The sequence below is a fragment of the Minwuia sp. IMCC3060 genome (assembly GCF_029909435.1).
Lineage (GTDB): Bacteria > Pseudomonadota > Alphaproteobacteria > Minwuiales > Minwuiaceae > Minwuia.
Window position 1 is genome coordinate 1,524,073 of the sequence record NZ_CP123782.1, and the last position, 24,307, is coordinate 1,548,379.

The 24,307-nt window shown below is 64.3% G+C and carries 21 protein-coding genes and 1 tRNA gene; 15 read left to right on the forward strand and 7 right to left on the reverse strand.

Annotated elements, in window-relative coordinates; all coding sequences use genetic code 11:
• The first annotated feature begins 89 nt into the window (after window positions 1-89).
• The 6 genes from QGV54_RS07215 (at window position 90) to QGV54_RS07240 (ending at window position 6,571) form a co-directional block, all read left to right on the forward strand.
• On the forward strand, window positions 90-1,478 hold the full coding sequence (locus QGV54_RS07215) for a DNA methyltransferase (protein ID WP_281020124.1): 1,389 nt from the start codon (window positions 90-92) through the stop codon (window positions 1,476-1,478).
• Complete coding sequence (locus QGV54_RS07220; protein WP_281020125.1) at window positions 1,475-1,924, forward strand: DUF5681 domain-containing protein; 450 nt, start codon at window positions 1,475-1,477, stop codon at window positions 1,922-1,924. Before QGV54_RS07215 ends, QGV54_RS07220 begins: the two co-directional genes overlap by 4 nt.
• 88 nt (window positions 1,925-2,012) lie before the next feature.
• The gene (gene terL, locus QGV54_RS07225; protein WP_281020126.1) at window positions 2,013-3,377 is read left to right on the forward strand and encodes a phage terminase large subunit; all 1,365 of its coding nucleotides are present in this window, start codon (window positions 2,013-2,015) and stop codon (window positions 3,375-3,377) included.
• A gap of 258 nt (window positions 3,378-3,635) precedes the next feature.
• Complete coding sequence (locus tag QGV54_RS07230) at window positions 3,636-4,172, forward strand: DUF3489 domain-containing protein (RefSeq protein ID WP_281020099.1); 537 nt, start codon at window positions 3,636-3,638, stop codon at window positions 4,170-4,172.
• A gap of 13 nt (window positions 4,173-4,185) precedes the next feature.
• Window positions 4,186-4,788, forward strand: coding sequence for a DUF2924 domain-containing protein (locus QGV54_RS07235; RefSeq protein WP_281020100.1), 603 nt, complete (start codon window positions 4,186-4,188; stop codon window positions 4,786-4,788).
• On the forward strand, window positions 4,781-6,571 hold the full coding sequence (locus tag QGV54_RS07240) for a recombinase family protein (protein WP_281020127.1): 1,791 nt from the start codon (window positions 4,781-4,783) through the stop codon (window positions 6,569-6,571). Before QGV54_RS07235 ends, QGV54_RS07240 begins: the two co-directional genes overlap by 8 nt.
• Window positions 6,572-6,765: 194 nt before the next feature.
• Here the strand turns inward: QGV54_RS07240 and QGV54_RS07245 are convergent.
• Window positions 6,766-6,841 (reverse strand) — tRNA-Val (locus QGV54_RS07245).
• Between the two features lie 204 nt (window positions 6,842-7,045).
• On the opposite strand from QGV54_RS07245, the gene fabD reads away from it, so the two are divergent.
• The 8 genes from fabD to gmk all read left to right on the forward strand — a co-directional run bounded on the left by fabD (window position 7,046) and on the right by gmk (window position 15,899).
• On the forward strand, window positions 7,046-7,987 hold the full coding sequence (fabD, locus tag QGV54_RS07250) for an ACP S-malonyltransferase (protein WP_281017527.1): 942 nt from the start codon (window positions 7,046-7,048) through the stop codon (window positions 7,985-7,987).
• 62 nt (window positions 7,988-8,049) lie between these two features.
• Window positions 8,050-8,787 carry a 3-oxoacyl-[acyl-carrier-protein] reductase gene (gene fabG / locus QGV54_RS07255; RefSeq protein ID WP_281017525.1) on the forward strand — a complete coding sequence of 246 codons (738 nt, stop codon included), beginning with the start codon at window positions 8,050-8,052 and terminating at the stop codon, window positions 8,785-8,787.
• Window positions 8,788-8,983: 196 nt separating this feature from the next.
• Window positions 8,984-9,217 carry an acyl carrier protein gene (locus tag QGV54_RS07260; protein WP_281017524.1) on the forward strand — a complete coding sequence of 78 codons (234 nt, stop codon included), beginning with the start codon at window positions 8,984-8,986 and terminating at the stop codon, window positions 9,215-9,217.
• A gap of 28 nt (window positions 9,218-9,245) precedes the next feature.
• Complete coding sequence (fabF, locus tag QGV54_RS07265; protein WP_281017523.1) at window positions 9,246-10,514, forward strand: beta-ketoacyl-ACP synthase II; 1,269 nt, start codon at window positions 9,246-9,248, stop codon at window positions 10,512-10,514.
• Between the two features lie 6 nt (window positions 10,515-10,520).
• The gene (mltG, locus tag QGV54_RS07270; RefSeq protein ID WP_281017522.1) at window positions 10,521-11,498 is read left to right on the forward strand and encodes an endolytic transglycosylase MltG; all 978 of its coding nucleotides are present in this window, start codon (window positions 10,521-10,523) and stop codon (window positions 11,496-11,498) included.
• A complete protein-coding gene (locus QGV54_RS07275; protein ID WP_281017521.1) occupies window positions 11,458-14,325 on the forward strand; it encodes a PAS domain S-box protein in 2,868 nt (955 codons plus the stop codon). Before mltG ends, QGV54_RS07275 begins: the two co-directional genes overlap by 41 nt.
• 30 nt (window positions 14,326-14,355) lie before the next feature.
• Entirely contained in the window at window positions 14,356-15,237 is an 882-nt protein-coding gene (locus QGV54_RS07280) for a YicC/YloC family endoribonuclease (RefSeq protein WP_281017520.1), read from the forward strand.
• Window positions 15,238-15,251: 14 nt separating this feature from the next.
• Window positions 15,252-15,899: a guanylate kinase gene (gmk, locus tag QGV54_RS07285; protein ID WP_281017519.1), complete on the forward strand. Its 648-nt coding sequence runs from the start codon at window positions 15,252-15,254 to the stop codon at window positions 15,897-15,899.
• Here the strand turns inward: gmk and rsmA are convergent.
• From rsmA to QGV54_RS07305, 4 genes are all read right to left on the reverse strand, one after another.
• A complete protein-coding gene (gene rsmA, locus QGV54_RS07290; RefSeq protein WP_281017518.1) occupies window positions 15,881-16,720 on the reverse strand; it encodes a 16S rRNA (adenine(1518)-N(6)/adenine(1519)-N(6))-dimethyltransferase RsmA in 840 nt (279 codons plus the stop codon). The two genes, gmk and rsmA, sit on opposite strands and share 19 nt — an antisense overlap.
• Entirely contained in the window at window positions 16,717-17,703 is a 987-nt protein-coding gene (gene pdxA, locus QGV54_RS07295) for a 4-hydroxythreonine-4-phosphate dehydrogenase PdxA (protein ID WP_281017517.1), read from the reverse strand. The genes rsmA and pdxA overlap by 4 nt, the downstream gene beginning before the upstream one ends.
• 1 nt (window position 17,704) lies before the next feature.
• Window positions 17,705-18,964, reverse strand: a complete 1,260-nt coding sequence (locus QGV54_RS07300; RefSeq protein WP_281017516.1) for a peptidylprolyl isomerase — start codon at window positions 18,962-18,964, stop codon at window positions 17,705-17,707.
• 134 nt (window positions 18,965-19,098) lie between these two features.
• Window positions 19,099-20,013, reverse strand: a complete 915-nt coding sequence (locus QGV54_RS07305) for a LysR substrate-binding domain-containing protein (protein ID WP_281017515.1) — start codon at window positions 20,011-20,013, stop codon at window positions 19,099-19,101.
• 120 nt (window positions 20,014-20,133) lie between these two features.
• Here QGV54_RS07305 and QGV54_RS07310 point away from each other — a divergent pair, with 120 nt between their 5' ends.
• On the forward strand, window positions 20,134-21,000 hold the full coding sequence (locus QGV54_RS07310; RefSeq protein WP_281017514.1) for a pirin family protein: 867 nt from the start codon (window positions 20,134-20,136) through the stop codon (window positions 20,998-21,000).
• 56 nt (window positions 21,001-21,056) lie between these two features.
• On the opposite strand, the gene lptD is transcribed toward QGV54_RS07310, so the two are convergent.
• Together lptD and lptG are read right to left on the reverse strand one after the other, a co-directional pair.
• A complete protein-coding gene (gene lptD, locus QGV54_RS07315) occupies window positions 21,057-23,216 on the reverse strand; it encodes an LPS assembly protein LptD (RefSeq protein ID WP_281017513.1) in 2,160 nt (719 codons plus the stop codon).
• The gene (gene lptG, locus QGV54_RS07320) at window positions 23,213-24,307 is read right to left on the reverse strand and encodes an LPS export ABC transporter permease LptG (RefSeq protein ID WP_281017512.1); all 1,095 of its coding nucleotides are present in this window, start codon (window positions 24,305-24,307) and stop codon (window positions 23,213-23,215) included. The genes lptD and lptG overlap by 4 nt, the downstream gene beginning before the upstream one ends.

Consider the following 24,307-nt stretch of genomic DNA (forward strand, 5'->3'; position numbering starts at 1 on the left):
TAAACCTGTCCGGAGTGAACCGGACCAATTTTTTCTCCTGGATCAGTTGTCTAGCTTCCGTTCTCGAAAACCCGAGAAGGAGAAACTCGATGGTGAATCAGAGAAAGAGAAGGAGCCATGCGGCTCCTGCGAAATGCCGGAACTTTACGCCGAGCCGGCTGGTACGAGACCTCGAGGTCACCGAGGCTGACCTCGACCGGCTCAAGCCGAACCCGCGTAATCCAAAGACGCATTCGGCGAAACAGATCGGGCAGATCGCAGCCAGCATCCGCGCGTTCGGGTTCTGTAATCCTGTGCTGGCAGATGAGCAGGATCGGATCATCGCCGGCCACGGACGCATGGAGGCGGCGAGGTTGCTGGGAATGCCCACTGTCCCGATCATCCGGCTCGCCGGGCTGACAGCGGCGCAGAAGACCGCGCTTGCCCTGGCCGACAACAGGATCGCCGAGAACGCAGGCTGGGACAGTGAACTCCTTGCCCTGGAAATCGAGAGCCTGGTCGATGCGGACCTGGAGTTGACGGTCACCGGCTTCGAGATGGGCGAGATCGACCTGCTGCTCCAGGAAGGTGAAGACGGCCCCGCCCTTGACGGCGACGACGACATCCCGGACGCAGGGGCAGACGCATCGGTCGTCACCCGCCCGGGCGACCTGTGGCTGATCGGCGGTCGTCACCGCCTGCTCTGCGGCGATGCCCGTGAACCGGGTGCATATGAACAGCTGCTTGATGGCGAACACGCTGTCCTGTGCTTCACCGATCCGCCCTACAATGTTGCGATCGGCGGGCACGTCTCGGGCCTCGGTCGTCATCGCCACCGCGAGTTTGCCATGGCGAGTGGCGAGATGTCGGAAGCCGAGTTTGTGGCCTTCCTGCAAACCACCCTCGGCAACTGCGCCCGGGTCAGCGCCGACGGCGCCATCCACTTCGTCTGCATGGACTGGCGCCACGTCCATGCTCTGCTGAGCGTGGGCCGGGACGTCTACAGCGAGCTCAAGAATCTCTGCGTCTGGAACAAGACGAATGGCGGCATGGGCGCGCTCTACCGTTCCAAGTACGAGCTGGTCGCCGTCTTCAAGGTCGGCACCGCAGCGCATATCAACAATGTCGCGCTCGGCGCCCAGGGTCGCTACCGCACCAATGTCTGGGATCACGCCGGTGCCAACAGCTTCGGCGCTGGCCGCAACGCTGCGCTTGCCATGCATCCCACGGTCAAGCCCGTCGGACTGGTCGCCGACGCCATCCTGGATTGTTCGAACAGGGGTGATCTCGTGCTCGACCCGTTTGCCGGGGCCGGCACGACACTGGTGGCCGCCGAGCGCACGGGTCGGCGCGGCGCCGCGATGGAACTCGACCCGGCCTATGTCGACGTGGCTCTCCGACGGTGCCGGAACGCCTTCGGGGCGGCGATCACGGATGCGGAGAGCGGGCAGTCCTTCGAGGAACGGCTGGCCGAGCAGGCAGAGGAGGAAGGCAAATGAGCGACAAGGACGATGACGACAAGGTCGGCTACGGCCGCCCGCCGAAAGGCTCGCGCTTCAGGCCCGGTCAGTCCGGCAACCCGAAAGGCCGGCCGAAGGGCCAGCGGAACTTCCAGACGGACGTCCTGGAGATTCTGAATGCGGCCGTCCGGGTGAAGGAGAGGGGTGAAGCCCGAACGCTCACATCCCAGCAGGCGGCGCTGTACCGGCTGCGCGAGAAGGCGCTGAACGGCGATGCCCGTTCGCTGAACCGCCTGCTCGATCTTGCTGCGCGATTCAACGGCGAGGCGCTGGTCCATGACAGTGACGCCGGGCTCGCCGAAGACGATCAGGCAATCCTCGAACAGTACCTGAGCTCAAGTCGGTCGCAGGCGCGGGGCAATGCAGCGACAGCGGAAGACAAAGAGGGCCAAATCGGTCCGGACGAGGAGAGTGAAAATGAATAGGCGCCATGTCCTGGAGGCCTTGCTCCGAAAGGACCTGAACGCCTTCGTCCACAAGTGCTTCCATACCATCTCGCCCGGGACGCCGTTCATGGCCAACTGGCACATCGAGGCCATCACGTACGAACTCGGGCGATGCTTCCAACTGGACGGCAACCGGCTAGTCATCACCCAGCCGCCGCGGTCGCTGAAGTCGATCTGCACCTCGGTCGCCTTCGTGGCCTGGGCGCTTGGCCACAACCCGGCGCTGCGGTTCATCTGTGTCAGTTACAGCAACGAACTGGCGGAGGAACTCGCGCGGCAGTTCCGCCTGATTGTCGACAGCGACTGGTACCGGCGCCTGTTCCCGGCCATGAAGTTCTCGCGGGCGACCGCAACGGAGTATGTGACGACGAAGGGCGGTGGGCGCCTCGCCACGTCGGTCGGCGGCACACTCACCGGCCGCGGCGCTGACATCATCATCATCGACGATCCGATGAAGGCAAACGATGCGCAGTCGGAGGCTGCCCGCCGGAAGGTCAACAGCTGGTACGCCGAAACCCTCTCCACACGCCTCAACGACAAGCGCAAGGGATCGATCATCCTAGTGATGCAGAGGCTTCACGAGGATGACCTCGCGGGCTACGTGCTCGAAGGTGGTGGCTGGCGCCATCTGGACCTGCCGGCCATCGCCATCGAGGATCAGCAGATCCCGATCGGGCCAGCGCCGGATGATATCAAGTACAGAGGCGAGGGCGACCTCCTCCACCCCGAGCGGGAGCCCGGGGAAACCCTGGAGCGACTGCGTGTTGAACTCGGCAGTCTCGCCTTCTCGGCCCAGTATCAGCAGCGCCCGGTTCCCCTGGAGGGCAACCTCGTGCGCCGCCAATGGTTCCGTCGGTATCAGCAAAGGCCCGAGTCGGGCGGACGCTGCCGCATCGTCCAGAGTTGGGATATCGCGGGCACGACCGGCGAGCGGCGCGACTACTCTGTCTGCACGACCTGGCTGGTTGATGGCCGCAACTGCTATCTCCTCGACGCCTGGCGGGGCCGGCTCGAGTACCCCGACCTGTGGCGCAAGGTGATCGCTCTCAGGCGACAGCACGCCGCGCAGACCATCCTGATCGAGAAGGCCGGCCTGGGGCTCAACCTGGTCCAGGATCTCCAGCGCGAGAGGCCGGACGATTTGCCCCGCCCCATCGGAATTGAGCCCCGGGGCGACAAGGCCGACCGCATGGCAGCGGCATCTGCCCGCATCGAAGCCGGCGAAGTGCTGCTGCCCGACGAAGCGCCCTGGCTGGATACGTTCCTTCACGAGCTCCTGGCCTTCCCGAACGGCCGCCACGACGACCAGGTCGACAGCGTCTCGCAGTTCCTCAACTGGGAGCGGAAACGACCTGACGATATACCCCTGAACGCAATAGTGGAGACGATCCCGAACCCGATAAACAGCCTGTTGGGTCATCACCGCTGGTAAGCGGGGCCATCAGCCCGAATGATCAGAGGGACGGGACAGCACTGCCATCACGGCAGGGGGAACGAGCAAGAGTCAGCCGACGACTTGCACATTGCATTGGACTTCGGTGGCGGGGGAAGCATGCATGCTGTCGGGACCGGCGACGCGAACATGCGCGTCCTGCCGGTCCCCGCCCGGCCTCCGTATCGCGGTCCGGGCTTCACGTGGTGACAGCGCCGGCATCGGGCCGGCGTGGAACAAGCACCACGGAGACAGACCATGCAGAAACTCAACACAAGACAGATCGCAGTTCTCGACCACGCCGCGCGCCTTAGCGACGGCCAGCTTCTGCCGCTGCCGGACGGCATGCAGCTGAAGGGGGGAGGGCTGGCGGCCATGCTCCGCGCCCTGGAACGCCGTGGCCTGGCTGAGCGCTCGGTGGACGACGCATGGGTCATCACCAAGACCGGCCGCGCGGCAGTTGCCGGGCAGGGCAGGGCTGAGGTCGACGAGAGCAAAGACAGGAACGAGGCATCGCAGGCCGCAAAGCCGGAACCGGACGAGGTCGATACCGGTTCGACGCCGCTGTTCCGCCCGGGCACGCGGCAGGCGCAGCTGCTCGACCTGCTGCGGCGGGGTGAGGGGGCCGACATCGACGAGATGGTGCAGTTCACCGGCTGGCAGCCGCACAGCGTCCGGGCGGTGCTGACGGGCTTCCGCAAGCGCGGGATCGAGGTGAGCCGCACGAAGGAAGGCAACGGTGTCAGCGTTTACCGCGCCGCGCCGCCCGCCAGCGCTGATGGCATGGCCGCCTGACGGCGCCCTGACGATGCTAAGTCAGAACACTATGCGCACGGGCGGCGACGGCGACGTCGCCGCCCGCAATGCCGTCGACACCCGCGTCCGGGCCATGTCCCGTGATGAGCTTGCCGTATCCTGGCAGCGGCGCTGGCGGCGCCCGCCGCCGAAGGGGATCAGCCGCCGGCTGCTGGAATGCAGCGCGGCATGGCTGATACAGGCCGAAGCGCATGGCGGGCTCGCCGCGGCCACCCGACGTCGCCTTGACGCGCTCGCGGGCGCGCGCCGGAGTAGCAGAGATTGTGCAGAGGATGACCGACAACAGCCCGGCAAAATCGACCGGACGACGCCACGCCGCAAGCTGCGCCCAGGCAGTCGCCTGGTCCGACAGTGGCAGGGCCGCAGCCACGTGGTGGAAGTCATCGATGGCGGGTTCACCTACGAGGGGCGGTCATACACCTCGCTCACGGCCATCGCCCGCGAGATCACCGGCGCACGTTGGTCCGGTCCCCGCTTCTTCGGTCTGAATGCCCCCGCGCCGGAAAGGAAAGCGACCAGGAACAGAGGGGCGCAACGATCAGACCAGAAGGGAGGTCCTTCCGCCACGATGGACGAGGGCGACCACGATGACTGAGCGCGGACGGCGAGGGAGCAACGGATCAATCAACCACCGCAGTGCCCTTGGCGACTCATCGCGGACCGTTGGAGGCCGCCGTTCTGTCCGCTGCGCCATCTATACCCGGAAGTCCACCGAGGAGGGGCTGGAGCAGGCCTTCAACTCGCTTGATGCGCAGCGCGAAGCCTGTGCCGCCTATATCCGTAGCCAGCAGCACGAGGGCTGGACGGAACTACCCACCCGATACGACGACGGCGGCTTCTCCGGCGGCTCGATGGATCGTCCTGCCCTGGCATCGCTGCTGGATGACATCCGGTCGGGCCGCATCGACACGGTCGTTGTCTACAAGGTCGACCGACTGACCCGGTCGCTCGCGGACTTCGCGAAGATCGTCGAGCTGTTCGAGGGGCAGGGCGTCTCCTTCGTCTCGGTGACCCAGCAGTTCAACACCACCACGTCCATGGGACGGCTGACCTTGAACGTGCTGCTCTCCTTCGCCCAGTTCGAGCGCGAGGTCACAGCGGAGCGCATCCGCGACAAGATCGCTGCATCAAAGAAGAAGGGCATGTGGATGGGTGGCGTGGTGCCAATCGGCTACCGGGTCGAGGACCGCAAGCTGGTGATCGATCCGGAAGCCGCGGCGACGGTCCGGTGCATCTTCGAGCTCTACCTGAACCTCGGGTCGGTCAGGGACGTGAAGGACGCATGTGACGGGAAAGGCATCGTCACAGCCACCCGCACCAGCCGCTCGGGGCGCAAGACGGGTGGCGCCGGCTTCAGCCGCGGGCATATCTACTGGCTCCTGAGGAACCCGATCTACATCGGGCGCGTGAAGCATCACGGCCAGACATTCGAAGGCCAGCACGAGCCGATCATCGACGACGCAATATGGGTGGCGGTCCAGGAGATGCTCGACGGCCATGCGATTGACCGGCAGGCGCCGTTCAACATCCCGTCATCCTCGCACCTGCTGACAGGCCGACTGTTCGACGAGGCGGGCGAGCCGCTCTATGCCACCCAGGCCAGCAAGCAGGGACAGCGATACTTCTACTACACGTCAAAGCATCTCGTGACATGCAAGGCGGACAGCAGCAGCGGCTGGCGGCTTCCCGCGCCGGCACTGGACCAGCTGATCATCGATCAACTGGTGGCCCTGCTGCGTGACCCGCTGCAGGTGATGGACTTGCTGGCGCACGACCAGGACGCCAGCAACGCAGTGACACGGACAATTGATACGGCCAACCGTGCAGCGGATATCCTGGCCAGCGCGGACGGTATTGAGCGCCGGTGCATGCTTGATGGCCTGCTTGAACGTGTTCAGCTCCGGGAGAGCGGCATCGTTCTCCGCCTTCGACCGTCCGCCATCGATGGAGGGTCTCACCCTGGTGGCCCGGGGACCGGACTCCCGGGCGATGGTGATTGGACCGAAACCGTGGTCGTCGAGCTGTCGGTTCAACTGTCGCGCCGCGCCAATGGCAGCCGCATCGTCCTGGGCTGCGGCGATCAGGCAACCAACGGACCCGACCCGAAGCTCGCTCAACTGGTCGCTAACGCGTATCGCTGGAACCGGATGCTGGCCGAGGGGAGCGTCGCATCGCTCCGCGAACTGTCTGACCGGGAACAACTCGACCGAAGCGACATCGGGCGGATACTGAACCTCGCGTACCTGGCGCCGGACATCGTTGAGGCCATTCTGGATGGACGGCAACCGCCGGCGCTCACGGTCTACGGTCTCGGCCGCATGTCATCGCTTCCGCTGGACTGGTCCGAGCAACGCCTGGTGCTCGGCTTCAACGCCTGACCCCGAAAGCCAACCCAAAATGATGGTGGGGAGGTCGAATTCGGCCATAAGAGACTCGGGCCGCATTCAGCCGGAAATCGTCTCCTGAACGGCGTCTCCCGGCATGCCATTCACCGCCTCCATGCCCGCAAGGCCGCGGAAAGCGCGGGTCTCCGCCGGGACACGGTGGGGACGCAGGTTCGCGGGAGAAAGGATGGTGGGCGATACTGGATTCGAACCAGTGACCCCAGCGATGTGAACACTGTGCTCTACCAACTGAGCTAATCGCCCCCACCATTGCGGCACCGGAAAGGTCAGGGACCGTTGGTGCCGCGGAGCGCGCTTGTCCTAGGGCCGCTGCCGGCCGCTGTCAAGCGATCTTGGGCGTTGACCCATGGCGCGGATGGCAGTCAGCTTGACAGACCAAGCGCGCGCGATAGAACGGCGCCATTCAAGGGTATCAGTCGCATCTGACGGTGTGGCAGGGAGGAACAGATGGCACGGGCTCTGGTTTTTCCGGGACAGGGGTCCCAGGCGGTCGGCATGGGCGTGGCCCTGGCGGAGGCATCCGCTGCCGCGCGGGAGGTCTTCGAGGAAGTGGATGACGCCATTTCGCAACCACTCTTTCGCCTGATGAAGGAGGGGCCGGAGGGTGATCTGGTGCTGACGGAGAACGCACAGCCTGCGCTGATGGCGGTTTCCATGGCCGTCATGCGGGTGATGGAACGCGAAGGCGGTTTTGACCTGGCCAGGAGCGCCCGCTTTGTGGCCGGTCATTCCCTCGGCGAATATTCCGCTCTTGCCGCTGCCGGATCGATCGGCCTTTCCGATACGGCGCGTCTGCTGAAACTGCGCGGTCAGGCCATGCAGCGCGCGGTCCCGGTGGGGCAGGGTGCGATGGCCGCGCTGCTGGGCCTCAGCCTGGAGGATGCGGCGGCGGTGGCCGAGGCCGCGGCGCAGGGTGAAGTCTGCCGTGCCGCAAACGACAATGCCGAGGGCCAGGTGGTGGTCTCCGGTTCATCCGCCGCGATTGACCGTGCGGTGGAGATCGCGAGGGAGAAGGGCGCGAAGAAGGCCATGCGGCTGCAGGTCTCCGCCCCGTTCCACTGTCCGCTGATGCAGCCCGCCGCCGACGAGATGGCCGAGGCGCTGGGCAACGTGACGATTTCAGCGCCGAAGGTACCGCTGATCGCGAATGTCACGGCATCGGCGGTTGATGATCCCGAGCGTATCCGTGCCCTGCTGGTGCAGCAGGTGACATCCATGGTGCGCTGGCGCGAATCAGTGCTCTACATGCGTGACAATGGTATCGGGGAACTGGCGGAGATCGGTTCCGGCAAGGTGCTGGCGACAATGACCCGGCGCATTGACCGTTCCGTGTCGGCCAGGGCGGTCAACACGCCGGATGATATCGAGGCGTTCCTGGGCACGCTTTGAGCGGTTGATAAGGTTCAGGTCTCCCCGGAGGCTGCCGGAACCGGACCAGAGGGAGAGAGACGATGTTCGATCTGACTGGCAAGACAGCACTGGTGACCGGCGCGTCCGGGGGAATCGGCAGGGCCATCGCGGAATGTCTGCATGCGGCGGGCGCGACCGTCGGGCTGCATGGCACGCGTCAGGCGGTGCTGGAGGAAGTACAGGCCGCGCTGGGGGACCGGGCGCATGTGCTGGTGGCGAATCTGGGGGAGGCCGGGCAGCCGGCTGAGCTTGCCAAGGCGGCCGAGGCGGCGATGGGCAGTGTCGATATCCTGGTCAACAATGCGGGAATCACCCGCGACAACCTCGCCATGCGCCTGAAGGAAGAGGACTGGGACGCGGTGATCAACGTCAATCTCAGCGCCGGATTCCAGCTCGCAAAGGCCCTGATGCGCGGGATGATGAAGCGGCGCCATGGCCGGATCATCTCCATCACCTCCATTGTCGGGACGACCGGCAATGGCGGTCAGACGAATTATGCCGCGGCGAAGGCAGGCACGGTTGGCTGGACCAAGTCTCTGGCGCAGGAGGTGGCGAGCCGCGGAATCACGGTCAATTGCCTCGCGCCCGGGTTCATCGAGACGGCCATGACGGATGCGCTTGGCGATGACCAGAAAGCAGCGTTGTTGCAGTCCATTCCTGCCGGTCGTATGGGCGTCGGGGATGACATTGCCGCCGGGGTGGTTTATCTGGCCTCTGACGAGGCGGCGTATGTGACCGGTCAGACCCTGCACATCAATGGCGGGATGGCCATGATCTGAACGCTGAAAGTGGCGGATTTCGGGTGGTTCCGTTCGCTTTCCCAGCCATATAAAGTGTGTTAAGAGCCGCCCGTTTCGCCCTGGTCCTGTCGACCGGGACGCCAATTGAAGATCATCGAGGCCGTGTTCCGGGGCAGGTGTCCCGGCATGTGGTCAACATCACTGAGTGAGATTTCAGGGACAAAGGAAACTGGACATGAGCGATACAGCAGACCGCGTGAAGAAGATCGTCGTGGAGCATCTCGGCGTTGAGGAAGACAAGGTGAAGGACAACGCGCATTTCATCGACGATCTGGGCGCGGACAGCCTGGACACGGTTGAGCTGGTCATGGCCTTCGAGGAAGAATTCGGTATCGAGATCCCCGATGACGCCGCTGAGAAGATCCAGACGGTGAAGGACGCCATCGACTACATCTCAGCCAACGCCTGATCGCTCAGTTCGGCCAGGAAAGCATATGATGCGTCGTGTAGTCGTGACCGGACTGGGGGCAGTGACGCCCCTGGCGACCGGAGCCGAGGAGACGTGGGCCCGATTGCTGAAGAGCGAATCGAGCGCCGCCACCATCCGAAAGTTCGAGACAGCGGATCTCGCCACGAACTACGCGTGCGAGATCAAGCCCAAGTCGGAGGAGTTTCCGGACGGTTTCAACCCTGACGAATGGGTGGAGCCGAAGGATCAGCGCCGCGTTGATGGCTTCATCGTCTATGGTCTCGCTGCCGCCAAGCAGGCACTGGCGGATTCCGGGTATGTCGCCGAAACGGAGGAGCAGCAGTTTCGCTCCGGCGTTCTCGTCGGCTCCGGGATCGGCGGTCTGCAGGGTATCGAGGAGGGAGCCAGGATCCTGGCGGAGAAGGGACCGCGACGCCTGTCGCCGTTCTTCATCCCCGGACGCCTGATCAACCTGCTTTCCGGCCACATCTCGATCGAGAACCAGTTCAAGGGCCCCAACCACGCTGTGGTCACGGCCTGTTCGACGGGTGCCCATGCCATCGGCGATGCCGCACGCATCATTGCCCTGGACGATGCGGATGTCATGGTCGCCGGTGGCGCCGAAGCGGCCCTCAGCCGTCTCGGTATTGCCGGATTCGCGGCGGCCAAGGCGCTTTCCAGCAACTTCAAGGACAACCCGGAAGCCGCCAGCCGCCCCTGGGACCAGGGACGGGACGGCTTCGTCATGGGCGAAGGCGCTGGAATCGTGGTGCTGGAGGAACTGGAGCACGCACGGGCCCGCGGCGCGAAGATCTATGGCGAGGTCATCGGCTACGGCATGTCCGGCGATGCCTATCACATCACCGCGCCGTCGGAAGATGGCTCCGGGGCCTATCGCTGCATGGCTGCGGCGCTGAAGCGGGCCGGTATCAACAGTGACGAGATCGACTACATCAACGCCCATGGCACCTCGACGCCGCGTGGTGACGAGATCGAACTGAAGGCGATCCGGCGGTTGCTGGGGGAGGACGCGTCCGGTGTGACCATGTCCTCGACCAAGTCGTCCATCGGTCACCTGCTGGGGGCTGCGGGCAGTGTGGAGGCAATCTTCTGCCTGATGGCGATGCGCGATGGTGTGGCACCGCCGACGCTGAACCTGGAAAACCCGGACGAGTCATCTGTCGGCATGGACCTTTCGCCGTTGCAGCCGACGGAGCGCAGGATCGATGTCGCCCTGTCGAATTCGTTCGGTTTCGGCGGCACCAATGCAAGTCTGATCTTCCGTCGGCTGGATTGATCCGCCATGCGGTCGGCGTTGCGGCTGCTGCTGCTCGTCGTCGTTCTGGGGGCCGGAACCGCTGCACTCTTTGCATGGAACTGGTGGCAGGGTGCTGACGCGCCCGGTCCGCTGACGCAATCGCGGACCGTCGTGATTGAACGCGGCACGGGCCCCCGCGCAATCGCCGATACGCTGGTGCTGAACGGTGTCATTGAGGACCGGTTGCTGTTTCTCGCCGTCCTCAGGGTGCGTGACCAGGGGACACGGCTGAAAGCGGGCGAGTTCGGCTTTGAAGCCGGTCAGAGCATGAATGCCGTCATCGAGCAGATCGTTGCCGGACGCACGGTGGTCCGACGGCTGACACTGCCGGAGGGGCTGACCTCCGTCGAGGTCGCGGAACTTCTCAACGGAATCGAGGGCATGACCGGCAAGGCCCATGTGGCGCCGGAAGGCTCGATGCTGCCGGAGACCTATCATTTCCAGCTCGGTGATCCGCGACAGCAGATCATTCGGCGATCCCGGATCGCGATGCGTGATGCGCTGCAGGAGCTCTGGCCACAGCGGCAGAAGGACCTGCCGCTCGAAACACCGGAGGAGGCCGTGATCCTTGCCTCGATCGTGGAAAAGGAGACAGGCGTTGCGTCGGAGCGCGCGCGCGTGGCTGCCGTCTTCATCAACAGGCTGCGCAAGGGCATGCGGCTGCAGTCGGACCCGACGGTGATCTACGCGGTCACCGGGGGCAAGACGACGCTGGATCGGCCGATCTCCCGCGCCGACCTGAACCTCGAATCGCCTTACAACACATACAGGAACGGTGGTCTGCCGCCGGGACCGATTGCCAACCCCGGTCGGGCATCGATCGAAGCTGTACTTAACCCTGCTGATACCAATGACCTATACTTTGTCGCAGACGGTACAGGTGGCCACGCGTTTTCCCGCACCCTCAAGGAGCACAACCGCAATGTCCGGCGCTGGCGAGAGCTCAGGCGACAGAACGACTGACGGCGGTATTGCTGATGCCGTGTCCGAACCTGCGGTTCGGGCCGGAGAGGAATCGCTGCTCAGGGCGCTGGACATGGTGGGCGAGGGCGCTGCCCTGTTCGATGCCGAGGACAGGCTGACGGCATTCAACCAGACCTACAGGAACATGTGGGACGAGTTGTCGACACGTATCCATGTCGGCTGCACATACGCGGAACTGCTTGGCATGGCCTGGGATGGTGGCGTGGTGCCACTGGAAGTGCGGCTGGGCCGGGACGCGTGGATCGAATATGCCCTTGGCCAGCATCTGACATTCGACACCCCCTTTGATCGCCTGGCCCAGGACGGTCGCTGGGTGCGGTTCATGAACCAGGCGTTTGGCGACGGCATTCTGTCCATTGTTTCCGATGTGACAGCCGAGAAGAACGCCGCGCTGCAGGCCGAACAGCAGGAGAAGGCACTCAGGGATTTCGCTGCCGCGACGGCAGACTGGGTCTGGCAGCAGGATGCGGATCTCCGCTTCGTGACACCGGATGCCAGCGCGGGCATCGGTATCGGGAGCTATGTCGCCAGCTTTCTCGGCAAGACCCGATGGGATGCGCTGGGCATCGATCCGGACGAGGATCCCAAGTGGCACGCGCATCGGGAAACCATGTGGCGGCATCAGGCGTTCCGGGATTTCCGTTATAGTTTCCTCGATCATGCCGGGGAAAAGCGGCATGTGCGGATCAGCGGCGTTCCGATGTTCGACAGGGATGGCGGATTTGTCGGCTATCGCGGCACGGGCCTCGACGAGACGGCAATGATACGGGCCGACGAGCGGGCGCGGGCGGCCGAGCGGTACCTGAAGCTGGCGATCGAGAATACCGAGCAGGGCTACGCCATGTTCGATGAGAAGAACGAGCTGTCGATGTGGAATGCCTCGCTGGAGCAAATTCTGAAGGACAGTGGGATCCGCCTGGAGCACGGACTGTCACTGGACAGGCTGATCGCAGTCTACCGTTCCCCCGTGAACACGACCCCGGTGAACAATGTCCGGGAGGCGATGCGGACGCGCATTGATCCGACAGTGGATACCTCGGCGAGCTCCTTTCAGCAGAAGATTGGTGAACGCTGGTTCCAGATTCGGGAGCAGAGCACGCCGGAAGGGGCGATGCTGATTATCTTGACGGACATTACGGGACAGCGGGCGCGCGAGGAGGAATTGCGCCATTCCCGCGATCATCTGGAGGAGCGGGTGCGGGCACGCACAGCCTCCCTGGCACTGGCCAAGGCCGAACTGGAAGAGGTGATCGAGAAGCGGGTGCTGGCTGAACGCCGTCTGAAGCAGAGCGAGCACCAGTTGCGACAGCTCGTCGAAGGATCGATCCAGGGCATCATCATTCACCGCGATCATCGCATCCTGTTCGCCAATCCCGCGTTCGTGGAGCTGTTCCGTTTGCCCTCCATGGAGGCAACACTCGCCCTGGAGGATATCAGTACCCTGATTGCCCCGGACGACAGGGAGCGGATCATGGCGATTGCCGATTCGCGCGTCAGGGGCGGCGAGCACCCGAACCGGTTCGAGATCAGGTTCATGCGTGCCGACGGTTCGGTCTTCTGGGGCGAGCAGTTCGTTTCCGTCACCGACTGGGAGGGAGAGCCTGCGCTGCAGGTCGCGATCATCGATATTGATGAGCGGATGCGGGCGGAGGATGAATATCGCAACATCTTCGAGCATGCGACCGAAGGCATCTATCGCTCCACCCCGGATGGCAGGCAGCTGCGCGCCAATCCGGCACTGGTTGCCCTGAACGGCTATGACAACGAGCCCGAGATGCTGGCGGCTGTCCGCGATATTTCTGCCGAATGGTACGTGGAACCGGGGCGTCGTGACGAGTTCATCGAACTGATGGAGCGCGACGGGCGGGTGACGGATTTTGTCTCCGAGGTCTATCGCCATCGCAATCGGGAACGCATCTGGATTTCGGAGAACGCGTTCGTGGTGCGGGATGCGCATGGTGAGACGCTTTACTATCAGGGCACCGTCCGTGACATCACCAGCCGGTTGCGGGTACAGCGGGAACTGATCGCCGCCAAGGAGGAGGCCGAACGGGCCAATCAGGCGAAATCGCAGTTCCTCGCCAAGATGAGCCATGAGCTTCGGACACCGCTGAATGCGATCATCGGCTTCTCCGAGATATTCAAGACGCAGATCTTCGGGCCGCTCGGCAGTGATCGCTACCTGGGGTATGCGGATGACATCCTTTCCAGCGGTCGCCATCTGCTTGACCTGATCAATGACCTGCTGGACCTCGCCAAGGTCGAGGCCGGTGCGGTCGTGCTGCAGGAAGTCCCGATCGCCCTGGCAAGCATCGTGGCGGAAGTGGTGGAACTGATGCAGCCGATCTCGAACAAGTCAGAGATCGCCATCGATGTCCGGGAAATGGAAGCCCTGCCGGTGATGAATGTCGATCCACGCCTGGTGAAACAGATGCTGGTGAATCTGGTTTCCAACGGTCTGAAGTTCAATCAGGCGGGCGGCAGCGTGACCATTGAGGGCAATCGGAAGCCGGGTCACATCGGGATCACCGTGCATGACGACGGCATAGGTATTGCCAAGAAGGATCTGGAAACCGTGCTGAGGCCATTTGGTCAGATCGCGAACCAGATGGTGGCGGAGGAAAAGGGGACCGGCCTGGGCCTTCCCATCGTCAACTCCCTGGTGGAGCTGCACGGCGGATCACTTGAGGTCGTCAGCGAGAAGGGCAGGGGAACGTCCGTCAGCCTGTGGTTCCCGGCCGAGCGGATCGTCGACCAGGGCACCCTGCCGCTTGCGGAGCTGCATGGCGCAGGAAAGACTGCCTGAATACCGACCTGCGATTCGAAGGAAACCGACATGGCCATCACCAGCATGACCGGCTTCGCCCGCCGTGAAGGCGTTGCCGATTCCTGGAAGTGGGTGTGGGAAGCGCGCTCGGTCAACGGCAAGGGGCTGGATGTGCGCTACAGGCTGCCCTCTGGCTTCGACACGCCCGACTCCGACCTGAAGCGCAGGGCGCAGGCGCTGCTGTCCCGCGGCAATGTCAGCATTTCCCTGCATGTTGATCATGACAGGCCCACGGAAGGCAGTCTGACGATCAATCGCGACTGGCTGCAGTCATTGCATCAGGAAGCCGTCAGGCTTTCCGGTGACGCGCCGGTGGATATCGCAGGGTTGCTCGCCGTCCGCGGGGTTGTCGAGGTGGCGGAACAGCAGCCTGACGAGGACGAACTGGCGCAGCGCGACAAGGCAATCCTGGCGGATCATGACGGGGTGCTGGCCGACCTCGTGAAGGCGCGGCAGGATGAAGGCGCCAGGTTGCAGGCCATCATCGCCGGACTGGTTGACGAGATCGAGGCGCAGGTCGCGGAGGCCGCAACCGCAGAGGCGGCCCGCCCCGAACAGCGAGCTGTCCGGTTGCGCGCTGTCCTGCAGGAACTGCTGGATATGGATCCCCCCGCAACCGAGGAACGGCTGGCGCAGGAACTGGCTTTGCAGGCGACCCGTAGTGATATCCGGGAGGAACTGGACAGGCTCTCGGCCCATATCGCGCAGGCGCGTGACCTGCTGGTCTCAGGGGAGCCTGTCGGTCGACGGCTGGACTTCCTGTCCCAGGAATTCAATCGTGAGGCCAATACCCTTTGCTCCAAGTCGGGCGACGTGACCCTGACACGGGTGGGCATGGCCATGAAGGCCACGATCGATCGCCTGCGGGAGCAGGTCCAGAACGTCGAGTGAGTGAGGAGAGACGGATGCCCGCAGGCATGTCACGCAAGGGACTGATGTTCGTGATTTCCTCGCCCTCCGGTGCAGGCAAGACGACCATTGCGCGGCAATTGCTGGAGCAGGAGCCGGAACTGTCGATGTCCGTCTCCATGACCACCCGCCCGCAACGCATGGGGGAAGAAGAGGGGCGCGACTATTTCTTTGTCGATCAGGCCAGCTTTGATGCAACCGTCAGCGCGGGTGGCCTGCTGGAACATGCAACGGTCTTCGGCAACAGCTACGGCACCCCGGTTGCACCTGTCGATGCGGCACTGGCTGCGGGCAAGGACGTGCTGTTCGACGTGGACTGGCAGGGTGCACAGCAGATGCGCCAGCGGCGGAAGTCCGACATTGTCTCCGTCTTCATCCTGCCGCCGAGTGCGGAAGAACTGGAACGGCGACTGACCACGCGTGGCCGTGATCCGGATGATGTGGTCCGTCAGCGCATGGCCAAGGCCGCAACCGAGATGAGCCACTACGCCGAGTATGACTATGTGGTGGTGAATGATGATGTCAGCCGCTGCCTGGGTGACGTACGTGCGATCCTGCATGCGGAGCGGGTGCGCAGCGACCGTCTGCCTGACCTCGCCGATTTCGTCGAGGGACTGAGCGGTGGCTATCCGCCCGCGACCTGAAGGTTCCGGGCCAGCGCGGCAAATTCCTCGATCGAAAGAGTCTCTGCCCGTCTGGTCGGATCGATGTCCGCACTGTCCAGCAGGGCACCCGTGTCTCCGCCCAGCGCCTTCAGGCTCTGGCGCAGCATCTTGCGGCGCTGGTTGAAGGCGGCGGCGACCACCCGTGACAGGGTGGCCATGTCGGCGTCGGCGCGCGGCTTCGGAAGGGGCAGAAGGTTGACCACTGCGGACGCGACCTTCGGCGGCGGCGTGAAGGCGCGGGCGGGCAGGTCCATGACGATGTGGCAGTCGGCGGCCCAGCCGCACATGACAGCGAGCCTGCCGTAGGCCTTGTCCCCGGGGCGGGCCACGATGCGCTCCGCCACTTCCCGCTGGAACATCAGGGTCAGGCCGGCGAAATGTTCAAGGTGCTCCAGCCAGCCGAACAGCAGCGGCGTGCCGACATTGTAGGGCAGGTTCGCGACCACGCGGGCGCCGGGTGCCAGTTGGGCGGTGGCATCGAAGTCGAGGGCGTCGCCTTCGATGATCTCCAGCCGACCGTCGCTGACGGCGCGGATCTCCTCCAGCGCCGCCAGGCAGCGCCGGTCCTTCTCCACGGCGACAACCCGGCGGGCACCGGCCGCCAGCAGACCCCGGGTCAGGCCGCCGGGACCGGGGCCAACCTCCAGAACGTCACAGTCGGTCAGGTCGCCGGCTTCCCGCGCGATACGGCCCGTCAGGTTGAGGTCGAGCAGGAAATGCTGCCCGAGGCCCTTGCGTGCTTCCAGTCCGTGCGTGCGGATCACGTCACGCAGGGGCGGCAGGTCATGCAGGCCGGTCATGGCGCGGCACGCCGATCCGCGATCTCGCCAGCCAGCCGGATGGCCTGGATCAGGCTGTCGGCGCGGGCAATGCCCTTGCCTGCGATGTCGAAGGCCGTGCCGTGGTCGGGGGATGTGCGCACGATGGGCAGCCCCAGGGTGACGTTCACGCCGAGGTCGAAATCCAATGTCTTGACCGGCACCAGTGCCTGATCGTGATACATGCAGATCGCCGCGTCATAGCGGGCGCGGGCGCTGGCATGGAACATGGTGTCTGCGGGCAGGGGGCCGACGACGTCATGGCCTTCCTGGCGCAACTGGTCGACGGCAGGGCGGATGATGGAGTCATCTTCCTGCCCAAGCGCCCCGCCTTCGCCTGCGTGCGGGTTCAGTCCTGCGAAGGCGACCCGGGGCGGCCGGCAGCCGAAGTCCTGTTCCAGGGCATTCAGAACGATGCGACCGACTGCGACCAGCCCGTCCGTGGAGAGTGCGGCGGGCACCGCAGACAGCGGCAGATGAATGGTCGCCGGCACGACGCGCAGACTCGGCCCGGCAATCATCATCACGGGCAGGTCCGCGCCCGACAGCTCGGCGATGAACTCGGTATGCCCCGGATGCCGGAACCCGGCTTCATAGAGCAGGGCCTTGTTGATCGGGTTGGTGACGATGCCGGATGCCTCGCCTGACATGCAGGCGGCGACGGCACGCTCGATACTCTCGACCACCAGTGGCGCATCCCTGCGGTCGGGACTGCCCGCACTGGCATTGACCGTGCCGGAGAGCGGAAGGACGGGCAGGGCGGAATCGAACCGAGCTGCGGCCTCCGCCGGACTGCCGATCTCGACAATCGGCACGTCACTGACCGCGCGCAGGAACCCGGGATCGCCGACCAGGGCAAAGGCCGGCAGGTTCTCCAGCCTGCGGGCCCGCCATGCCGCCACGGTGATCTCGCCGCAGACCCCTGCGGGTTCACCCATGGACAGCAGCAGGGGGCGCGAAGCCATGTCAGCGCAGATCGATGATGGCGTCACGCCGCAGGTCACGCAGCGCACTGCGTGCCCGCTGGTTCAGCTTGGCCAGGATCAGGTTGTTACGGACCTGATTGCGGTCCGGCGCGGCATCAACGGGCTGGGAACGATTGCAGATCACCAGTACATGAAACCCGGCCGCTGTCCGCAGGGGTTCGCTGCTGTCCCCGACACTGAGCTTTGCGATGGCCTTGCCGAATTCGTCCGGCAGGTCCCCGATCTTCAGTGTGCCCAACTGGGCGGACTGGGCATTCTCGATCGTCTCGGCGACCTGATCGATACCTGCGCAACTGCGAATGCGGCTGCGGGCGGCCTCCGCGTCGGCCTGCGCGGCCGTTACTGCGGTCTCACTGGCCGCGCGGCCCAGCGGGATCAGCAATTGCGCCAGTTCGACCTCGATCGAATCCACGGCTTCCTCACCCAGGATGCGACGTCCATCGACCGAGACGATCACGAACCCGAGCGGTGTCCTTATCGGATCGGATACCTGGCCGACGGACAGGTTGGCCAGGGCGGCGGCGATTTCCTCACTCAGCTGGGCCGGGCGTACCCATCCGACCGTGCCGCCATCTTCCGCATCCGCACCGACGGAAAACTGGCGGGCCAGAGCGGCGAAGTCGGCCCCGGAACGGATCTGCCTGACCAGCCGTTCGGCCGCCGCGCGGGCCTCCGGCTCATCCTGTGGCCGGTCGACACCCAGGATGATCTCCCGGATATTGAAGACGGCCTGTCCACGACTGGCTTCCTGCTGGCGGATCGCCTCGTCGATTTCCTCATCCGAGACATCGACCGTGCGCAGCAGTCGTGCACTGACATACTGCTCCCAGGCGATACTCGCCAGGTACTGGCGGCGCAGGGTGGAAAGGTCGACGCCCGCACCCTGCAGCCGACTGGTGAGGCCGGTCACGCTCAGATTGTTGCGCTCGGCGAGGCGGGCAATCTCTTCGTCGATCTGCTCGTTCGTGACCTCGACGCCGATCTTGCGCGCGGCCTGCATCTGCAGGCTTTCGTCAGTCAGGTTGCGCAGCACCTGTGATCGGATGCGGCGCCGGGTGTCCTGTGTTCGGGGCAGATTGGCGCTGACCACCACCAGATCAATGCGTTCCTCCAGATCAAAGGCGGAGATCACTTCGTCATTCACCACTGCGGCAATGCCGAACACCTGCTGGGCCCGTCCCGCGTCAGGATGGCCGGTCAGGATCAGCAGCCCGGTGAGGGCGATCAGGAAAGCGCGCATGTCTGCTCCACAAAGCGTTCCGTGTGTAAGACATGCTCTACCGGATTGCCGGACGCATTCCAACCGGCTCCGCAACGCCGATGAATGAACGTCATGTTTCCGATGCTTCCCTGGGGGAGTCGGATCCGGGAAGACTAGGCAAGCGGCCTGTCCTCCACGACATTCGGCAGCTCCTTGCGCAGGAACGCAGCCATTGCCTCCACCTGGGGCGGCACGCCCTGTCGGGAGGGCATGAGCAGGCTCAGTTCCGGAAGGCCGGCGGTCCAGTCCGGCAGCAGCCGACAGAGCTGCCCTGCGGCAACCTCCGCGCGGCAGACATAGTGTGGCAGGGCCACGATGCCGAGCCCTCCGGCCGCCGCCTGCTTCAGGGTCGCCATGTCGTCGCTGCGCAGGCGCACCTGGCAGGGAACGGATGCGGCTTTGCCTCCGGTGTCCTGCAGTGACCAGGAATCATTGTCAGGACGCCAGCCCAGGACCAGGGCCGCGCGGTCCTCCAGGTCCCGTGGCGTCTCGGGGGTTCCATGGCTTTCCAGATAGTCTGGTGAGGCAAAGAGATGCCATGGCACCACCGCCAGCCGACGCTGGATCAGTCGGGAATCCGGCAGCAGCCCGACATGGCCCCGAATGGCAAGATCGACCCCGTCCCCGATCAGGTCGGTGAACGCGTTGGTTACCTGCTGACGCACCACGACCCTCGGGTTCTCGGCGAGGTAGCGGGGCAGGATGCTGCTGACGGCGAATTGCGCCACGCCGACCGAACAGGACAGGGTGACCGGACCCTCGAGGATGTCGTGCCTGCGCCGGACTGCCGCCTCTGCGGTGGCCATGCAGTCCAGTGCAGCGCTGGCGTGCTGAAGATAGGCCTTTCCCGCTTCGGTCAGGGAAAGCTGTCGCGAATTCCGGTGCAGCAGCCGCGTATCCAGTGTTTCCTCCAGTTGCCTGACATGGCGGCTGAGTCGTGACTTGGGAATGCCGAGTGCCCGGGAGGCGGCGGAGAATCCCTGCTTCTCGATGACTTTCACGAAATAAAAGGCGTGATTGAGGTTCATGCGCGGCGGTCCATCTGGTGTCACAGGCGTTCTATTTTTGGAACGAAATGTCCTGATTTCAACGGATTTCTCTCTAACTGTCCCGACATTAGGTTCGTTTCCATCCAATAGGAGGCAAGCATGACCATTCAGCACAAGGCCCACTCACCCCGGTGCAACAGGGCGATTACCGCGATCCAGCAGGGGGAGGCCATGTCCCGTGGCACTGGATTCGAGGCTCTCAGCTTCACTCACCGCCAGCTCGACGGGCTGATGGACCCGCTGATCATGGTCGATCACTTCACGATGACCGAGCCGACTTTCGGCCCCCATGCCCATGCCGGTCTCTCGGCGGTCAGCGTCCTGTTCGAAGACAGTACCGGAACCTTCCGCAACAGGGACTCGCTGGGCAACGATATCGGGCTTGGCCCCGGCGACCTCTACTGGCTCAAGGCAGCGCGGGGTGCCGTACATGACGAAGCCCCGACACCGGGGTCAGCGACCCACGGCCTGCAGATCTTCGTCAATCTGCCCGATGCCGACAGGAAGCAGGCCCCGGCCTCACTGCATGTGCCTGCCGGACAGATACCGGTGCTGGAGGACCCGGGTTACCGGGTGCGGGTGATCACCGGTGAGAGCAACGGCGTGACCGGTGCTGCACCGCCAGCGCTGCCGCTTGCCATCCTGGACATCACTCTGCAGCAGGGAGGGCGTTTCGCGCACACCGTCGCCCCCGACAATGCCGCCTGGATTCACGCCATCCGCGGGGAGGTGATGGTTGATCTCGACGGCGAAACGCACCTGATCAGCGGCCAACAGGCTCTTGCCGTCCGCAATGCCCGTGTCATTGGCCTGTCGAGCGTGGCCGGGGGACAGGCGGTACTGCTCAGCGGCATGCCGCTGCGTGAGCCATTCATCCAGAAGGGACCGTTTGCCATGCGCAATGCAGAGGAACTGGCGGCAGTCGTCGCCGCGCATCAGGCCGGCGAACTGGGCGCCATCGGCTGAGTGCAGGTTCCAGCGGATTTCCGAGGGCCCGTGATGAGGCCGCTTCCGGCGCGGCGTCAGTTCAGGCCGAGCAACTGGACCCGGACGAACACGGACGTTGACGCCTCGATATCCCTGTCACTGGTGAAGTCACGCACGGCACCGATCTGGAAGTCGAAGCATTCGTCGAGGTACTGCAGACCGATCTCGGCACGCAGGGAACCGCCGGAGCGGGTCAGGTCGTGGCGGTAGGCGCCGAACATCTTCCAGGAGTCAGCCACGGCGGCCGATGCCTCCATGTTCAGTTCCTCCACATTGCCGATGGCGACGCCGCCGCCGATTGCGGCCTGTGAAACATAACCGAGCTTCAGGCGATAGCGTTCGTCGCCTGCCTCGATCTGATGCTCATGGCGTTCCACGGTCGGTCCGTCCGCATCAAAGCGGAACCGCAGCGAATAATTGACCAGATCCGACGGTGCGATGCTCAGGCGTCCGACGAAGTCGGAGAAGCGGTCCTCCAGACCCGTGCCGACATTGGCGGAGCTTGTCTGGTTGAGGCGGATCGACTGCCCGATGATCAGGTCCGTCCGCCCGCCGCCCTCTCCGTGCAGGCCGAGCCGCAGGCCATAGTTCACCCTGCTGCCGCTTTCGATCCGGTCGAAGCCGACAAAGCGATTGCGTTCGAAAAGATTGGCTTCGGAGAACTCGAAGCTCTGCGAGTCCTCGTTCGGAATGGCATCGGGATTGCCGCCGCCCGGGGAGGCGATGACCTGCACCACCGGCTCGACGGTCTGCATCAGGCGGCCTTCCTGTTTCACCATCGGCAACCGCCACATCAGGCTGGCCATGGGCCAGATCCGACCGGTGACCTCGTCGTCGTTCACCGCCGTGATGTCGGTACTCTGGGCCTCCGAGATCATGTAGCCGTCACCGCGAAGGTGCAGGCCGAATGTCATCAGATCACCGAACTGGCCAATGTGATCGGCGGCCCAGTCACCCTCCAGCGACAGCCTGCGCGTATCACGTCCGCTGGTACGTTGCAGGGCGACGGCGCTGAGTGTGCCGTCCAGCCGCCCGCCGACGGATGGCTCCGTACTCGTGGAATAACTCGCCAGTGGCAGCACGAAGGGGGTGTCCCCGTCCTTGTCGTTCTGCCGCAGGCTCTGGAAGGCGAAGAACTCGACCGACGCGGCATGACGGCCACGAATGCCCCGGAGATAGAGGTCGGAGGTCAGCACGTCGGCAGAACTTATATCGTAGCGTTGCAGATAGGTATCGTCGCTGGCCCGGTTCAGGTCGAAACCGGATTCGAAACCCCGGCCGACGTCGAACCGGCCTGCGGACTGGATATGGCCGCGAAATTCCTCCGCACCGGTCTTGCGGTTGCCGATGTCGACCTCGTCCACATAGGTGATGGAGCCAGTGGTATCGAATGTGCCGTTGTCGAAACGCTTGCGGTATTCACCGCCAAAGACCGCACCTTCCTTGGTGGTGATGCGTGGACTGAAGGTGAGGTCACTGGTGTCATCCAGCACCACATAGAGGGGCAGGGTCAGCTGGCCGCCCAGTTCCGTCGATGATCCGATGATCGGGGTCAGGATGCCGCTCTTGCGGTCGATGGTCGGGTCGGGGTGGTAGAAGTACGGCGTATAGAAGACCGGTACGCCGAACATCTCGAACATGGCGTCCTCGTACTCGACGATCTCCGTCGCTACGTCACGGGTTACCTTGCCGGACTTGATCTGCCAGATCGGTGGCCGGTCGGGATGTTCGGCACAGGACTCGCAGCGGGTGAACACGGCGCGTTCCAGCACGGTACGGTCCTCGCCCTCACGCCTGGCCACGCGGGCCGAGAGGCGGCTGCGGTCGGCGCGCTGGACCCGGATCTCGCGAATGATGCCCTGCTTGAAGCCGTCAGACAGCTCGACGTACTCGGCGAAGGCGACATCGCCGCTCGGCTCCCGCAGCATGACGTTCCCGGTTGCGGTGACAATGTCGTCGCGCTCGTTGTAGGTGACGACGTCGGCGAACAGGATCCGTTCACCTTGGGTGATCTCGACATTGCCGCGCGCCGTGACGATGCCCAGATCGCGTTCGTAGATCATCTCGTCGGCTTCAAGCTCGGTCGGCAATGCCGGGTCGTCCGACTGCGCATGCACCGCGCCCGGTATCAACAGGGCGATGGTCAGCAGCAACAGGGCCAGCAGCCCCGCGATTTCGGCGCGACGTGCCCTCATCCGTCTTCCAGATGGAACATGGCCGCGACCGCTGACATGGTCGTGACAGCAGCGGGCGTCCAGGCGGCGAGAATGATGGGCAGCTTGCCCGCGGAGCCGAATGCTTCCACCAGATCGGTGATGAAGAAGACGCTGAAGCCGGCCATGGCACCGGAGAAGAAGACCCAGCCGGTGCCGCCCTTGCGGCGGCTGAGGCGGATGCAGAAGGTAGCTGCCAGCAGCACCATGGCCGACAGCAGCAGCGGCAGCGCCAGCAGGGAGTTCCAGTACAGGCGATGCGACAGCGCATTGAACCCGGAATGTTCCAGCAAGCCGATGAAGCTCGGCAGTTCCCAGAACGACAGGGTTTCCGGCGCGGCAAGGCTGTCCACGATCTGGGCGAACGTGAGGGTCGTCGGGATGCTGGTCCGTGGCAGCAACTGGCGCGGACCGTTCGGCGAGGTGATGCGCGCGTTCTCCAGCAGCCAGGCACCCTCGACCAGTCTCGCGCGCTCCGCGTCCGTTCGGCTGTCGAACGTGTCGTTCAGGCCATAGGTGAAGATCGTCACGTCGTTCAGGATTTCCCCGTCACCCGAGACACTGTTCGCATGGATCACCTGATGCCCCGTCCTGTTGACTTCACGCAACCAGAGCCCCGTGCGTACCGACACGCTGATCAGGCTGCTCTCGCCCTTGAAGTACCGGTTGCTCAGCTGGTCATATCGCCCGCTCAGCGCCGCGCCGACAGGATTGACCACGGTCACCAGGATCGCGCCGGCGATTGCTGAGACCAGCAGCAGAGGCGTCAGGATCTGCCATATCGAGACTCCTGCCGCCCTGGCCACGACAAGCTCGCTGGAATTCGCCAGACGGGTAAGCGCCAGCATGGCGCCGAACAGGAAAACGAAGGGCCAGAGCTTCTGGATCGTGGCAGGCAGCTTCATCAGGGAAAGCTGCATGACGGCGAATATCGTGACATCCGGACGGTCACCTGCCTTGCGCAGGTGTTCGATGACCTCGACCGTGAACATGACCACCACCAGCAGGCCAAGCACGATACCGGCGCCGATCAGGAATTGCCGGCCGATGTAGACGCCCAGCGTCTGAAGCAT

Excerpts from the sequence above, each read along its gene's own strand:
- QGV54_RS07305 (WP_281017515.1), bottom strand. The coding sequence starts at position 20,013 with ATGAACCTCAATCACGCCTTTTATTTCGTGAAAGTCATCGAGAAGCAG.
- QGV54_RS07300 (WP_281017516.1), bottom strand. The coding sequence starts at position 18,964 with ATGCGCGCTTTCCTGATCGCCCTCACCGGGCTGCTGATCCTGACCGGC.
- QGV54_RS07260 (WP_281017524.1), top strand. The coding sequence starts at position 8,984 with ATGAGCGATACAGCAGACCGCGTGAAGAAGATCGTCGTGGAGCATCTC.
- mltG (WP_281017522.1), top strand. The coding sequence starts at position 10,521 with ATGCGGTCGGCGTTGCGGCTGCTGCTGCTCGTCGTCGTTCTGGGGGCC.
- pdxA (WP_281017517.1), bottom strand. The coding sequence starts at position 17,703 with ATGGCTTCGCGCCCCCTGCTGCTGTCCATGGGTGAACCCGCAGGGGTC.
- fabF (WP_281017523.1), top strand. The coding sequence starts at position 9,246 with ATGCGTCGTGTAGTCGTGACCGGACTGGGGGCAGTGACGCCCCTGGCG.
- fabD (WP_281017527.1), top strand. The coding sequence starts at position 7,046 with ATGGCACGGGCTCTGGTTTTTCCGGGACAGGGGTCCCAGGCGGTCGGC.
- QGV54_RS07215 (WP_281020124.1), top strand. The coding sequence starts at position 90 with ATGGTGAATCAGAGAAAGAGAAGGAGCCATGCGGCTCCTGCGAAATGC.
- QGV54_RS07230 (WP_281020099.1), top strand. The coding sequence starts at position 3,636 with ATGCAGAAACTCAACACAAGACAGATCGCAGTTCTCGACCACGCCGCG.
- lptG (WP_281017512.1), bottom strand. The coding sequence starts at position 24,307 with ATGCTTCAGACGCTGGGCGTCTACATCGGCCGGCAATTCCTGATCGGC.
- fabG (WP_281017525.1), top strand. The coding sequence starts at position 8,050 with ATGTTCGATCTGACTGGCAAGACAGCACTGGTGACCGGCGCGTCCGGG.
- QGV54_RS07235 (WP_281020100.1), top strand. The coding sequence starts at position 4,186 with ATGCTAAGTCAGAACACTATGCGCACGGGCGGCGACGGCGACGTCGCC.
- terL (WP_281020126.1), top strand. The coding sequence starts at position 2,013 with ATGGCCAACTGGCACATCGAGGCCATCACGTACGAACTCGGGCGATGC.
- lptD (WP_281017513.1), bottom strand. The coding sequence starts at position 23,216 with ATGAGGGCACGTCGCGCCGAAATCGCGGGGCTGCTGGCCCTGTTGCTG.
- QGV54_RS07280 (WP_281017520.1), top strand. The coding sequence starts at position 14,356 with ATGGCCATCACCAGCATGACCGGCTTCGCCCGCCGTGAAGGCGTTGCC.
- QGV54_RS07240 (WP_281020127.1), top strand. The coding sequence starts at position 4,781 with ATGACTGAGCGCGGACGGCGAGGGAGCAACGGATCAATCAACCACCGC.
- QGV54_RS07310 (WP_281017514.1), top strand. The coding sequence starts at position 20,134 with ATGACCATTCAGCACAAGGCCCACTCACCCCGGTGCAACAGGGCGATT.
- QGV54_RS07275 (WP_281017521.1), top strand. The coding sequence starts at position 11,458 with ATGTCCGGCGCTGGCGAGAGCTCAGGCGACAGAACGACTGACGGCGGT.
- rsmA (WP_281017518.1), bottom strand. The coding sequence starts at position 16,720 with ATGACCGGCCTGCATGACCTGCCGCCCCTGCGTGACGTGATCCGCACG.
- QGV54_RS07220 (WP_281020125.1), top strand. The coding sequence starts at position 1,475 with ATGAGCGACAAGGACGATGACGACAAGGTCGGCTACGGCCGCCCGCCG.
- gmk (WP_281017519.1), top strand. The coding sequence starts at position 15,252 with ATGCCCGCAGGCATGTCACGCAAGGGACTGATGTTCGTGATTTCCTCG.